This window comes from Methyloceanibacter methanicus (genome assembly GCF_001723285.1).
Lineage (GTDB): Bacteria > Pseudomonadota > Alphaproteobacteria > Rhizobiales > Methyloligellaceae > Methyloceanibacter > Methyloceanibacter methanicus.
Window position 1 is genome coordinate 107,602 of the sequence record NZ_LPWG01000004.1, and the last position, 12,632, is coordinate 120,233.

The window sequence follows — 12,632 nt, forward strand, 5'->3', positions numbered from 1 at the left end:
CGCGGGTCCTTTGGGGGATGTTTGTTGGGGCTTAGCAGGGCAACCACAATCGTCTTGAGCGGCGCCGTCCTGTGTCTCGCCGCTTTCGGCCTTGCCGCTTGCGGCGCTGGAGGCTCGGCTCCCGAGGCCGCACTGCTGAAAGATCAGCTCCTCGAGCCGGGACCCTTGGGGGAGCGCGAATACGGGAATCGCAATGCGCCCGTGACCATCATCGAGTATGTGTCGCTGACCTGCCCGTATTGCCGCGCCTACCACGCCAAGGTCTTTCCGCGCGTGAAGCGGACCTATGTGGACACGGGCCGGGTGCGATACATCATCCGGGAGTTCGCGATCGGGCAGACCGCGGGCGCGGCGGCCATTGTCACCCGATGCGCGCCGAAGAGCCAATATCTGCCGCTGATCGAGGCTTACCTGTCCCGTCAGCGCGAATGGGTGAGCCAGGACGTGCGCAAGGACGCCCTGTACAAGATCGCGAAAACCAGTGGAATGAGCCGCGCGCAATTTGACAAATGCCTATCGAATCAAAGCATTATCGATGGGTTGACGGAGGTGAAGCAGCGGGGACGCAAATTCGGCGTCGTTGGAACGCCGACGTTCTTTATCAATGGTCAGAAGCTCCAGGGCGAGGTCACCTTCGAACAGATAAAGGCCTTGATCGAACCACAGGCTTCTTGATCTCCGGCGTTGCGAATCACGCCGTCCCCCGCCAAGTTCAGGTCATGTCGCGTTTCCGTCACGAACCACGCGTTACCCGGTTCCCTCTAGGGCCCGGTCGCACATAAGGATCGTCAGCAGGTGCAAATTTCGAAACTCCGCCTACTTGGGTTCAAATCCTTCGTCGAACCGACCGAGCTCGTGATCGAGCACGGTCTGACCGGCGTGGTCGGCCCGAATGGCTGCGGCAAATCCAACCTGCTTGAGGCCCTGCGCTGGGCCATGGGCGAGACCTCGTACAAGAGCATGCGCGGCTCCGCCATGGACGACGTGATCTTCGCCGGCGCGCAGGACCGGCCGGCACGGAACATGGCCGAAGTCACCCTCTTCATCGACAACAGCGAACGGCTGGCGCCCGCGGAGTTCAACGACGCGGACGTTCTCGAAGTCACGCGGCGTATCGAGCGCGACGCGGGCTCCGCCTATCGCGTCAACGGCAAGGACGTGCGTGCGCGCGATATCCGCCTCCTGTTCGAGGACGCCGCGACCGGCGCCCGTTCGCCGGCCCTGGTGCAACAGGGCCGCATCGGCGAAATCGTCAGCGCGACTCCCTTGGAGCGCCGCCGCGTGCTGGAAGACGCCGCCGGCGTGGCCGGACTTCACAGCCGGCGCCACGAAGCGGAACTGCGCCTCAAGGCGGCGGAGAACAATCTCGCGCGCCTCGCCGACCTCATCGGCCAGCTGACGTCGCAGCTCCAGGCCACGCGCCGCCAAGCCCGCCAGGCCAAGCGTTACCGGGACATCTCGACCAAGATCCACGAGATGGAGGCCCTCTCCTACCACCTGCAATGGCTGGCGGCCTGCGCACAGGTGGAGGCGGACGAAGCGGCATTCCAAGACTCGCTCGCCGCCGTGGCCGAGCAGACCAGGGCCGAGGCCGAGGCGCTGCGGATGCAGACGGAGGCGGCCGACAAGCTGCAGCCCTTGCGCGACGAAGAGCGACCCGCGCCGCGGTTCCTCCACCGTCTCACCGTGGACCGCGATGCGCTGGAGCGGGAAGAGGCCCGCGCCAAGGCCCGGCAGGAGGAATTGGAAACCCAGCTGGCCCAGGCCTCGCGCGACCTCGCCCGCGAGGAGGAGCAGATCGCCGAAGCCGACAAGGTCTTGGAGGGCCTCGCCCAGGAGAAGGCCGGGCTCGAGGCGGTCAGCACCGATGACAGCGTCGAACCGCAATTGCGCGAGCGCCGCGGGCGCTGCCGCCACGCTGGCCGACGCCGAGACGGCCCTGCGGCAGGCCACGACGGAGCTGCCGAGGCCCGGGCCGAACGCAGCCGCCTGGAAAACGAACAGACCCGCCTCGCCGGTCGGATATCCCAGCTGCAATCCCAGTCCGAGGATCTGGGGCAGCAGCTCGCCGATCTCGAGGCCGAGACCGGGGGCCAATCCAAGCTGGCCGAACTGAATGCCGAAGCCGAGCGGGCGTCCGCGCTGCTCGAGGAGACCGCCACGGCGCTCACGCAAGCCGAGGCCGACGAAGAACAGGCCCGGGCGGATGAAACGCGCCTCAGAAGCGCCTTGGCGGATGCGAAACTGGCCCGTCAGGAGATCGAGACGGAGCTCTCCACCTTGCTCAAGCTCCTGGCCCCGCCGAACGCGTGGACGCCCATTGTCGAAGATGTCCGCATCGAAGGCGGCTATGAGCACGCGCTCGGCGCGGCGCTCGGCGACGATCTGGACGCGGCGGCCGAAGACAGCGCGCCCGTGCATTGGCGAAAGATCGATGGCTCGAAGGACGATCCGGCTCTGCCCGACGGCGCCGAGCCGCTTAGCCGATACGTGAGCGGCCCGGCGGCCTTGGCGCGCAGGCTGTCGCAGATCGGCGTGGTCGAGGCCGGCGAAGGCTCAAGGCTCCAGGCCGCGTTGCAGCCAGGCCAGCGCCTTGTTTCCAAGGACGGCGATCTTTGGCGTTGGGACGGCTACAGCGTCCAGGCCGGCGCGGCCACGGCGCAAGGCGCGCGCCTCGAGGAGCGCACCCGGCTCGAATCCCTGAAAAGCCGAAAGGTCGAGGCCGAGGGCGCGCAGACCGCCGCCGAAGCGGAGTTGGAGGCGGCCACGCAAACTACCCAGGCCGCGAGCCAGAAGACCAAGGACCTCCGCCTGAAGATCAAGGACGACCGGGCAGAACTCGATCGCACGCGCGGTGCCATCGGCACGGTCGAGCGGGACATCCAGGCAAACAGCAAGCAGTTGGGCGCTTTGGCGGAGGCTCTGAGCCGCACCAAGGCCGCGCAGGACGAGGCCCAGGAACAGGCCGAGGCCGCAGGCGCGGCGCTCCAGGAGCTGACGGCCCTCGACGGGCTGGCGGCGGCTCTGGAAGCGGCTCAAGCCGAGGCGGGCGAGGCCCGCTCGGAAGCGTCCCAGGCCCAAGCCAATCTCAAGAGCTTCGAGAACGAAGTCCGGCTCCGCACCGAGCGGATCAAGGCGATCGCGGCCGAGGAAGAATTGTGGCGCAAGCGCATCGCCAATGCGCGTACGCAAATCGAGACCTTGGGCGCGCGACAGAGCGAGACGACCGCCGATCTTGAGTCCCTCGCCAAACTGCCCGCGGAGATCGAGGACCGGCGCGGCAAGCTGATGGATTCCATCGCCGAGGCGGAGCGCGACCGGGCCAAGGCCGCGGACGATCTGGCGGAGGCCGAAACGGCGCTGCGGGAACAGGACAAGGCCCTGCGCGGTGTCCAGGAGCGTCTCTCGTCGGCCCGTGAGGGGAAGGCCCGCAGCGAAGCGCGGCTCGAAGGCGCCCGCGAGCGCCGCTCGGGGCTCGCCCGGCTCATCCGCGACCAGATCGACTGCGCGCCGGAAGAGTGCCTGCCGCGCGCCAATCAGGCCGAGGGCGCCGCCCTCCCTTCGCTCGACGAGGTCGAACCGCGCCTCACCAAGCTCAAGGCCGATCGCGAGCGGCTGGGTGGCGTAAACCTGCGCGCCGAAGAGGAAGAGATCGAGCTCGCGGCGCAGTTGGAAGACATGGAGCGCGAGAAAGGCGATGTCGAAGAGGCGATCGTGCAGCTCCGCCAAGGCATCTCCAACCTCAACCGCGAAGGGCGCAAACGGCTCCTCGAGGCCTTCGACACCGTCAATGGGCACTTCTCGCGCCTGTTCCAGACCCTGTTTGGCGGCGGCACGGCCGAACTGAGGCTGGTCGACTCGGACGATCCCCTGGAATCGGGGCTTGAAATCTTCGCCCAGCCGCCCGGCAAGAAGACTCAGACCCTGACGCTGATGTCCGGCGGCGAGAAGGCGCTGACGGCCTTGGCGCTGATTTTCGCGGTGTTCCTCACCAATCCGTCGCCGATCTGCGTCCTGGACGAGGTGGACGCGCCCTTGGACGACGCCAATGTGGACCGCTTCTGCCGTCTCATGGAGGAGATGTCCAAAGAAACCCAGACGCGCTTCCTCATCATCACCCACCATCCGCTGACCATGGCGCGCGTGAGCCGCCTGTTCGGCGTGACCATGCAGGAGCGGGGCGTGAGCCAGCTGGTGTCGGTGGATCTGGAGACTGCCGAACAGCTCCGTGACGTCGGCTAGGCGCCATCGCAGCGAACGGATCTCCGTCTGATTTTTGGGCGATTTTCGGGGTGTTTGCCCCGCCGACGTCGGATCGCGGGACAAAAGTCTCGCGGACGGGTCACATGCCACGCCGCAGGGGCTGGGACTTTCTTGACACCCGGGAATCCCTAACTAAAGTGCGCGCCAAGCTTGAGGACCAGCCGGTCTTCTCAAGGCTCTCCCGGAATTGAGCAAGACCAATGGCCGGAGCCGAAAATCAGTCCGGAGCCGAAAACGGCGAGCAGGACAGTGAGAGCATTCGGCGGCGGCTAGAGACGCTCGACGGGAAGCTGAGGGAGGCCAAGGGCCCGAGTCGGCCCCCGGTGGACACCGAGGGACGCGGCCGGGCCATGGGCCAAGCTTTCAAGCTGTCGATCGAACTGGTCGCCGGCGTCGCGGTTGGGGGGTTTATCGGCTGGGCACTGGACCAGCTGTTCGGCACAAAGCCGATCCTGATGGTGGTTTTCCTGGTTCTGGGCGCCGCAAGCGGGATCATGAACGTGATACGGACGGCGAAGACAATGCAGGGCGAGCCGATGCCCGGTCATCACTTGCGCACCAAGGCGGCGCGCGATGCGGTGGCCAAAGACGATGAGGATTAGGGGCTTTGACCTTGATTGGGGCAGCGTACGCCGCTGAGAGCGCAGACCACGGCGGTGGTCATGGGGGTGGTCATGGAGGTGGCGGCGGTATGCCCGATCCCATGCACCAGTTCGAGATCCAGCGCATTGTGCCGCTCGACCTCTTCGGCTTCGATGCCTCCTTCACCAATGCCGCGCTGTTCATGGTGATTGGCGCCGTGCTCATCACGGTCTTTATCGTGTTCGCCATGCGCAAGGCCGAAATGGTCCCGAACCGCACGCAGTCCGTGGCTGAACTCGCCTACACGTTCGTCGCCAATATGGTCCGCGACAATGTGGGCACTGACGGGATGAAATATTTCCCCTTCATCTTCACGCTCTTCATGTTCGTGCTGACTATGAACATGCTCGGCATGATGCCCTACTCCTTCACCGTGACGAGCCACATCATCGTGACCTTCGCGCTGGCGCTGATGGTGTTCATCGGCGTCACGATCATCGGGTTCGTGAAGCACGGCGCGCACTTCTTCAGCTTCTTCGTGCCCAAGGGCGTTCCCTTCATCCTCCTGCCGCTGATCGTGGTGGTCGAGGTGATCTCCTATCTCACGCGGCCCTTGAGCCTTTCGGTGCGTCTGTTCGCCAACATGACCGCGGGCCACACCCTGCTGAAAGTGTTCGGCGCCTTCGTGGTGGCCATGGGCGTTCTGGGCGGCTGGGCCGCACTCGCCTTCATGGTGGCCTTCACCGGTCTCGAAATTCTGGTGGCGTTCCTGCAAGCCTATGTGTTCGCCATCCTCACCTGCATCTATCTCAACGATGCGCTCCACCTTCACTAAGCCGACATAGACAGTTCGATCGTTTCAAGGAGACTAAGATCATGGAAGCAGAAGCAGCAAAGTTCATCGGCGCAGGCCTAGCCTCGCTCGCACTTATCGGTGCCGGTCTCGGTATCGGAACCATCTTCGGTAGCTACCTGCAGGGTGCGCTTCGCAACCCGTCGGCCGCTCCCGGTCAGTTCGCCAACCTGCTGCTCGGCTTTGCTCTTGCCGAAGCGACCGGCCTGTTCGGCCTCGTGGTGGCACTGATCATCCTGTTCGTGTTCTAGTCTGAGCCGTTCCGGCTCTTAAGTAGAGAACACGCAAAAGGACACGATCCATGCCGCAACTCAATCCGCTCGATTGGGCTCCGCAAGTCATCTGGCTGCTCATCACCTTCGGCGTACTGTATCTGCTGATGGTGTGGGTTGCGATCCCGCGTATCGGCACGGTCATCGACAGGCGCGCGGCGAAGATCGCCGCCGATCTCGAAGCGGCCGAGACGAACAAGCGCACGACCGAGGAAGCCATCGCCAAATACGAGCAGGCTTTGGCGGAGGCCAAGCAGAAGGCGCATGCCATCGTCGAAGAAGGACGCGCCAAACTGAAGGCCGAGACCGACGCGGAGCGGGCCAAGCTTCGAAAAGAGCTGGCCGACAAGTCGGCGGAAGCGGCGGCGCGGATCGAGAAGGCGAAGACGTCCGCCATGAAGGACGTCAACGCCGTTGCGACGGAGGCCGCGGCCGATATCGTCAAACAGCTCATCGGCGTGGCGCCGTCCAAGGCGGACCTCGAAAAGGCCGTCACGGCGGCACGGAAGGCGTAAAGAGATGGATTTCCTCGCAACAGCGGAATTCTGGGTCGCGGTCTCCTTCTTCCTGTTCCTCGGCCTCGTCGTCTATTTCGGGGCCCACAAGAAGATCGCCTCCGCCCTCGACAACCGGGCCGCGTCGATCGCCAAGGAGCTCGCCGACGCCCAGGCCCTGCGTGAGGAGGCCGAAGCCGTCCTTGCCGACTACAAGAAGAAGACGGCCAACGCCGCGCAGGAAGCCGAGGACATCATCGAACTCGCCGCCAAGGAAGCCGAGGCGCTGGCGCTGGAGACCTCCCGGTCCATGACCGAGCAATTCGAACGCCGCATGAAGATGGCCGAGGACAAGATCGCGCAGGCCGAAGCCGACGCGTTGCGCGATGTCCGGGCCGCCGCGGCCGATGCGGCCGTCACCGCCGCGCAGACCGTGATCGCCGGGTCGCTCACGCCCGAGGGCGCCGATAAGCTGATCGCGCCAGCATCGACGATCTGAAGTCGAAGCTGAACTAACGGCTCAGTCTCCGTTCGCCTTTTTGGCAATTCTCCATGCCGGTGCGGTAATGTGCCGGCATGGTTCAAATCGTCGAACCTCGCCATCCTGTGTCGCTCAGCGACTATGAGAGCGTCGCGGATTTGGGCGCCACGGTGCGCGGCCTTCGGCAAGAGGCCGAGAGCCGCCTGGCCGGGCTCGATGGGCGACGCATGGTCATGGTCAACAGCACCGCGCAAGGCGGTGGCGTGGCCGAGATGCTGCCGCCGCTCCTCACCATTTTGCGCGAACTCGGCGTCGACACCCGCTGGCTGGTGATCGAAACGCAGGACCATGCCTTCTTCCGTCTGACCAAGACCCTGCACAACCTCATCCACGGCGCCGGCGATCCCAATCTCGGGGCGCTGGACCAGGCGGTCTACGACCGGGTCAGCGCGGAGAACGCGGCGGCGATCGAGGACTTCCTCAATCCCGGCGACGTGCTGGTGGTCCACGACCCGCAGCCCATGGGTGCAGGCGCCCTGCTCCGCGAGAGGATGGATATCGCGGCGATCTGGCGCTGCCACATCGGTCTTGACCGGGAGACCGCGGAGACGCGCGCCGCGTGGGCCTTCCTCGATCCGTATCTGAAGCCGTACGACCATGCCGTCTTCACGGCGCCGGAGTATATTCCGAGCGTTTTGGCCGGGCGCGCCACCATAATTCATCCGGCGATCGACCCGCTCAGCCATAAGAATCGGCACCTCCAGGTCCACGACCTGGTCGGAATCCTCGCCAATTCCGCGCTGATCAAGCCGTGGGGGCCCGTCATTACGCCGGCCTACCCGGAGCCCGCCAAGCGGCTCCAGGCCGACGGCGACTGGGCACCCGCGACCGAGCCGGAGGATTTCGGCCTGCTTTTCCGTCCGATCGTCACCCAGGTTTCGCGCTGGGACCGGCTCAAAGGCTTCCTGCCGCTGATTGAGGGGTTCGTCCTGCTCAAACGCCGCATCGAGGCCCGCACGGATCTCGACGAACACCATTTGCGGGCCCTGCAACTCGTCCGCCTCGTCCTGGCCGGGCCCGACCCGGCCTCGGTCGACGACGACCCCGAGGGCAAGGAGGTCCTCTCCGAACTCTGTGGAGCCTACACCTCGCTGCCGCCGCACCTGCAGGCCGATATCGCGCTACTCTCCCTGCCGATGTCCTCGAAGGCGAACAACGCCCTGATCGTCAATGCGCTTCAATGCTGCTCCGACATCGTGGTGCAGAACTCGATCCAGGAAGGCTTCGGATTGACGGTCACCGAGCCCATGTGGAAACGCGCGGCGGTGATGGGGTCGAGCGCGGTCGGCATCAAGCAGCAGGTTCGCCCGGACTTGGACGGGCTGCTTATCAAGAACCCGGAGGATCCCGGCGAGGTCGCCGATGGCCTCGATCAACTCTTGCGCGACGCGACTAAGCGTGCCGCCTTGGGGCGCAGCGCCCGGCAACGGGTCCACGACAATTTTCTGGTGTTCAGTCAGGTAAAGAGCTGGCTGGAGCTCCTGACCAACACGGTCACGGCGCGCTGGCCGAACCATTCCTAGGTTGGCGCTCTACTCCACCACCGCGATGATCGGGCCGTAGCCGCCATGGCCCGGCCGGTCGTTGCGCTTGAGCTCGGGCGCGTAGAGCCCCGGTGCCCAGCCTCCGTCCAGGAACAGCGCGTTCGGCACTCCGAGGCCGTCCCGGAAGGCGCGCGCGAATTCGTAGAAGCTGACCCGGCCCTTGGTCATGACGAAATAGGCCGTGCCGTCCGGCGCCACACCGACCCCGTTGCGCGGTTTGAAATCGCGCGAGTCCTTTAGAAAGGCGGGATGGATGACGCCCTCGACGACCAGCATCGGCCCCGATTGGGTGGCGAAGGCGGCGTTCGGCTTTTGCGCGCGGAACTGGCCGCTCTCGAGGACGCCGGCGCGCCCGTCACCCCAGTAGAACACGCCGTTGGGCTTCTTGTAGAAATTGGGAATCTGGCTGGGCCGCCCTGTGACCGTCTTGGTATTAAGCGCCGAAAGCGTGCGTCCGTTCTCGACGTGAAGGCCGACGGGGCTGAAATCGCGCTCGTACATGCCCCCATTCATGGCGAAGACCAGCGTACGGCCCACGGCCTTCAGCGCGTTCGAGAGCGCATCGAAGGTGCGCAACGGGCGTCCGTTCGGTCCTTGCCAGAAGAGGCGGAGGTCGTCCGTAGCCGGATTGAAGCTGCAGACGACATAGGCGGCATCGAGAATCCGCCGGTCCTCGCATCCACCGGCGAGCGCCGTCCCGACCCCCTGCAGCAACGCCACGATCGCGAGAACGAGCGGGGGAAGGCCCCGCGCCAATCTGTGCGGCGACATGGCGCTCCGTCCCTATTTCAACGCCACGAAGATCTTGTAGTCCTCAAGCCGCGTACCCGGCCGGACCGGCAAGGATATCTGACGGACCATGGAGAAATAGCCGACCGTCTGATCGGCGGGGACCGTGACGCGCACGCTCATGCGGTCCTGTGCGATCTGCGCCTTGTAGGCGTCCGTCGCCTTGACCGATACCGGCAGCGAGTAGCTGCCCGCATGGCCCTTGGGGCCGAGAAGCACGCGCCCCGCATAACCGTATTTCACGAGCACGCGCCCGCCACTCAGTTGGCACTCGCGGGAGAGCTTGGTGATTTCCCCGCGATAGACGATGAAGTCCGCTTCGCCGTCGTGCCCGCCCTGATAGACCGTCCTCAGCTTCTCGTTGGGCCAGGCGACGACTTGGGGACAACTGGACGCGCGGCCGTCGGCGGACGCTGTCGTCGATGCGGGCGCGGGATCCGATGACGGCAGAGACGGCAAGTCGATCGTGGGCAATCGGTCCGGCAGGCGCTCACTGGAAAAACCCGTGGTGCCGCCGCCACCGCCGCCGCAGCCCGAGACGAGCGCAAGGCCCGCGCACAGGGTCACGAACCCGATCGTACGGCTCCAATTTTGCCGGTCCTTGCGCCTCAACACTCCTGCCCTTCGCTTGACATGCCCGGCGTCCAAGCCTGATATGCCCGAGCGCGCGATGACTTGTTCCCTGGACGGCCCGCGCGCTCCCGGGCCGCCATTTGTGCCGAAATTATCGGCCGATGTCAGTCCCGACAAGACCCGTGTCGGGCCCAAAAACGGGACGTTCCCGTCAGCCGGAGGCAGGCTCGGCGTCGTTTTGGGCTGAATTGCGGCCGTTGGGTTGAAGCAGAGACGTTCTGGAGCATCGATGACCGGCACACCTCCGACTCCGCAGCGCAGCGAGCGGCCCCCGCTCACGGTCTATCTCGCGTCCCCGCGCGGGTTCTGTGCGGGCGTGGACCGGGCGATCCAGATCGTCGAGCTTGCTTTGGAGAAATACGGCGCGCCGGTCTATGTGCGCCATGCCATCGTTCACAATCGCTACGTCGTGGAATCCCTCGAGGCCAAGGGGGCCATCTTCGTCGAGGAACTGGACGAGATTCCCGAAACGGACGCGCCGATCGTCTTCTCCGCGCACGGCGTACCGAAAGCGGTGCCGGCCGACGCACGCAACCGCCGCATGTTCATGCTGGACGCCACCTGCCCCCTCGTCTCCAAGGTTCACATCGAAGCCGAGCGGCTGTTCGATCACGGTCACGAGATTCTGCTGATCGGCCATGCGGGCCATCCCGAAGTCGTCGGGACAACCGGTCAATTGCCGCCGGGCGCATCACGCTCGAGACGAGCGAGGACGCGGCCTCTTTTACGCCCAAGGACACCTCGAAGCTCGGCCGTGATCACCCAGACGACCCTGTCCGTGGACGATACGCGCGACATCCTGGCCGTGCTGCAGACCCGCTTCCCGGACATTGTCGTCCCGCGCAAGGACGATATTTGCTACGCGACGACAAACCGTCAGGACGCGGTCAAGCGAATCGCGGCACAGTGCGACGCGATGATCGTCGTCGGTTCACCGAATAGTTCGAACTCCTTGCGCCTGGTGGAAGTTGCCCAGCGCGCCGGGTGTCCGCAGGCCGTGCTCGTGGAGCGCCGGAGCGAGATCGACTGGAGCCAATTCGAGAACATCCGCAGTCTCGGCGTGACCGCCGGTGCGTCGGCGCCGGAGGTTCTGGTCGACAGCATCATCGATGCCTTCGCGGAACGCTTCGACGTGGCCGTGCAGACGGTGACCACGGCCGAGGAGACCATCTCCTTCAAGCTGCCGCGTCCCTTGAGAGACACGACGGCGGCATAGATGGCTGTCTACACGGATGTCAGCGATCAAGAGCTCGAGGATTTCATCGCGAGTTACGACATCGGCACCCTGACCTCGTTCAAGGGCATCGCCGAAGGCGTCGAGAACACGAACTACCTCATTCACACGGATACCAGCCCCTTCATCCTCACGCTTTACGAAAAGCGCGTGCGCTCGGAGGACCTACCGTACTTCCTGTCCTTGATGGAGCATTTGGCGGCGGCCGGGATCACCTGCCCGCTGCCGGTGCGTGACCGCGAAGGACGCATCCTGCGAGAACTCGCCGGTCGCCCAGCCGCCCTGATCAGTTTCCTGGAGGGCGTTTGGATCAGGCGCCCCGGGATCGTCCACTGTGCCGAGCTCGGCACCGCGCTCGCGAAATTTCATCTTGCCGGACTGGATTTCCCCATGCACCGCGACAACGACCTGTCGCTGCCCGGCTGGCGGTCGTTGCTCGAGGATTTGCGCGGCGCGGCCGACACCGTGATCCCGGGGCTGCAGGACGAGATCGCCGGGGAGCTCGCCTTTCTCGATGCGCACTGGGCCACGGACTTGCCGGTCGGCGTGATCCACGCCGATCTGTTTCCCGACAACGTGTTCTTCCTTGGCGAGAAGCTGTCCGGGTTCATCGACTTCTATTTCGCCTGCAACGACATGATGGCCTATGACCTGGCCGTTTGTCTCAATGCCTGGTGTTTCGAGCCCGATGCGTCCTTCAACGTGACCAAGGCGCGCGCGATGCTGCAGGCCTACGAGAAGGTGCGGCCCCTGACCGGACCCGAACTCGAGGCGCTTCCCCTGCTCGCGCGCGGCGCCGCCTTGCGCTTTCTGCTGACCCGCACCTACGACCTGCTCAACACGGACGCAAATGCGCTCGTGAAGACCAAAGACCCGCGCGAATATCTGCGGAAGCTGCGCTTTCACCAGCGCGTGCAGTCCTATCGCGACTACGGAATCGGGTCGGACTGAGGACGAGAACCATGGCCGCCCGCCCCAAAGTCGTGATTCATACCGACGGCGCCTGTTCGGGCAATCCGGGCCCAGGCGGCTGGGGCGCAATCCTGGAGTCCGGTCCGCACCGCAAGGAACTCAAAGGCGGCGAGGCGCAAACGACCAATAACCGCATGGAGCTGACGGCCGCCATCGAAGCCTTGGAAGCGCTCAAAGGGCCGTCGGATGTGGAACTCTATACGGACTCGAACTATCTGCGCGGCGGGATCACTGGCTGGATCAAAGGGTGGAAGCGGAACGGCTGGCGGACGGCCGACAAGAAGCCCGTCAAGAATGTCGAGCTATGGCAGCGGCTCGAACAAGCCGAAGCCCCCCATCGCGTAGAGTGGCACTGGCTCAAAGGCCATGCCGGACACGACGAGAACGAGCGTGCGGACGAACTGGCCCGCGAAGGCATGGCGCCATATCTGAGCCGAGGTTGAATTCGGGCGGAG

The 12,632-nt window shown here is 65.0% G+C and carries 13 protein-coding genes; 11 read left to right on the forward strand and 2 right to left on the reverse strand.

The window, feature by feature from the left end; genetic code table 11:
- Positions 1–54: 54 nt before the first annotated feature.
- The 8 genes from AUC68_RS03320 to AUC68_RS03355 all read left to right on the forward strand — a co-directional run bounded on the left by AUC68_RS03320 (position 55) and on the right by AUC68_RS03355 (position 8,528).
- A complete protein-coding gene (locus tag AUC68_RS03320; protein ID WP_158008215.1) occupies positions 55–675 on the forward strand; it encodes a DsbA family protein in 621 nt (206 codons plus the stop codon).
- A 120-nt stretch (positions 676–795) separates the two neighbouring features.
- Complete coding sequence (gene smc, locus AUC68_RS03325) at positions 796–4,242, forward strand: chromosome segregation protein SMC (protein WP_069436336.1); 3,447 nt, start codon at positions 796–798, stop codon at positions 4,240–4,242.
- 221 nt (positions 4,243–4,463) lie between these two features.
- A complete protein-coding gene (locus AUC68_RS03330) occupies positions 4,464–4,865 on the forward strand; it encodes an AtpZ/AtpI family protein (RefSeq protein WP_069436337.1) in 402 nt (133 codons plus the stop codon).
- Positions 4,866–4,954: 89 nt separating this feature from the next.
- Positions 4,955–5,680 (forward strand): F0F1 ATP synthase subunit A, encoded by a 726-nt coding sequence (locus AUC68_RS03335; RefSeq protein WP_069436338.1) that lies wholly within the window; start codon positions 4,955–4,957, stop codon positions 5,678–5,680.
- A gap of 41 nt (positions 5,681–5,721) precedes the next feature.
- The gene (locus tag AUC68_RS03340; protein WP_069436339.1) at positions 5,722–5,949 is read left to right on the forward strand and encodes a F0F1 ATP synthase subunit C; all 228 of its coding nucleotides are present in this window, start codon (positions 5,722–5,724) and stop codon (positions 5,947–5,949) included.
- A gap of 50 nt (positions 5,950–5,999) precedes the next feature.
- The gene (locus AUC68_RS03345) at positions 6,000–6,485 is read left to right on the forward strand and encodes a F0F1 ATP synthase subunit B family protein (RefSeq protein ID WP_069436340.1); all 486 of its coding nucleotides are present in this window, start codon (positions 6,000–6,002) and stop codon (positions 6,483–6,485) included.
- Positions 6,486–6,489: 4 nt separating this feature from the next.
- Entirely contained in the window at positions 6,490–6,963 is a 474-nt protein-coding gene (locus AUC68_RS03350) for a F0F1 ATP synthase subunit B family protein (protein WP_069436341.1), read from the forward strand.
- Between the two features lie 77 nt (positions 6,964–7,040).
- On the forward strand, positions 7,041–8,528 hold the full coding sequence (locus AUC68_RS03355; protein WP_069436342.1) for a glycosyltransferase: 1,488 nt from the start codon (positions 7,041–7,043) through the stop codon (positions 8,526–8,528).
- Positions 8,529–8,537: 9 nt separating this feature from the next.
- On the opposite strand, the gene AUC68_RS03360 is transcribed toward AUC68_RS03355, so the two are convergent.
- Entirely contained in the window at positions 8,538–9,320 is a 783-nt protein-coding gene (locus AUC68_RS03360; protein WP_069436343.1) for a phosphodiester glycosidase family protein, read from the reverse strand.
- 12 nt (positions 9,321–9,332) lie between these two features.
- Positions 9,333–9,905, reverse strand: a complete 573-nt coding sequence (locus tag AUC68_RS03365; protein WP_141701066.1) for a hypothetical protein — start codon at positions 9,903–9,905, stop codon at positions 9,333–9,335.
- A gap of 295 nt (positions 9,906–10,200) precedes the next feature.
- Here AUC68_RS03365 and ispH point away from each other — a divergent pair, with 295 nt between their 5' ends.
- The 3 genes from ispH to rnhA are packed head-to-tail and all read left to right on the forward strand — an operon-like array spanning position 10,201 to position 12,620.
- Positions 10,201–11,187 (forward strand): 4-hydroxy-3-methylbut-2-enyl diphosphate reductase, encoded by a 987-nt coding sequence (ispH, locus tag AUC68_RS03370; protein ID WP_069436344.1) that lies wholly within the window; start codon positions 10,201–10,203, stop codon positions 11,185–11,187.
- The gene (locus tag AUC68_RS03375) at positions 11,188–12,156 is read left to right on the forward strand and encodes a homoserine kinase (protein ID WP_069436345.1); all 969 of its coding nucleotides are present in this window, start codon (positions 11,188–11,190) and stop codon (positions 12,154–12,156) included.
- Between the two features lie 11 nt (positions 12,157–12,167).
- A complete protein-coding gene (gene rnhA, locus AUC68_RS03380) occupies positions 12,168–12,620 on the forward strand; it encodes a ribonuclease HI (RefSeq protein ID WP_069436346.1) in 453 nt (150 codons plus the stop codon).
- The last annotated feature ends 12 nt before the right edge of the window (positions 12,621–12,632 follow it).

What these genes read in the sequence shown, in the direction of transcription:
- AUC68_RS03330 (WP_069436337.1), top strand. Translation starts at nt 4,464, where the DNA reads ATGGCCGGAGCCGAAAATCAGTCCGGAGCCGAAAACGGCGAGCAGGAC.
- AUC68_RS03335 (WP_069436338.1), top strand. Translation starts at nt 4,955, where the DNA reads ATGCCCGATCCCATGCACCAGTTCGAGATCCAGCGCATTGTGCCGCTC.
- AUC68_RS03340 (WP_069436339.1), top strand. Translation starts at nt 5,722, where the DNA reads ATGGAAGCAGAAGCAGCAAAGTTCATCGGCGCAGGCCTAGCCTCGCTC.
- AUC68_RS03345 (WP_069436340.1), top strand. Translation starts at nt 6,000, where the DNA reads ATGCCGCAACTCAATCCGCTCGATTGGGCTCCGCAAGTCATCTGGCTG.
- AUC68_RS03350 (WP_069436341.1), top strand. Translation starts at nt 6,490, where the DNA reads ATGGATTTCCTCGCAACAGCGGAATTCTGGGTCGCGGTCTCCTTCTTC.
- AUC68_RS03355 (WP_069436342.1), top strand. Translation starts at nt 7,041, where the DNA reads ATGGTTCAAATCGTCGAACCTCGCCATCCTGTGTCGCTCAGCGACTAT.
- AUC68_RS03360 (WP_069436343.1), bottom strand. Translation starts at nt 9,320, where the DNA reads ATGTCGCCGCACAGATTGGCGCGGGGCCTTCCCCCGCTCGTTCTCGCG.
- ispH (WP_069436344.1), top strand. Translation starts at nt 10,201, where the DNA reads ATGACCGGCACACCTCCGACTCCGCAGCGCAGCGAGCGGCCCCCGCTC.
- AUC68_RS03375 (WP_069436345.1), top strand. Translation starts at nt 11,188, where the DNA reads ATGGCTGTCTACACGGATGTCAGCGATCAAGAGCTCGAGGATTTCATC.
- rnhA (WP_069436346.1), top strand. Translation starts at nt 12,168, where the DNA reads ATGGCCGCCCGCCCCAAAGTCGTGATTCATACCGACGGCGCCTGTTCG.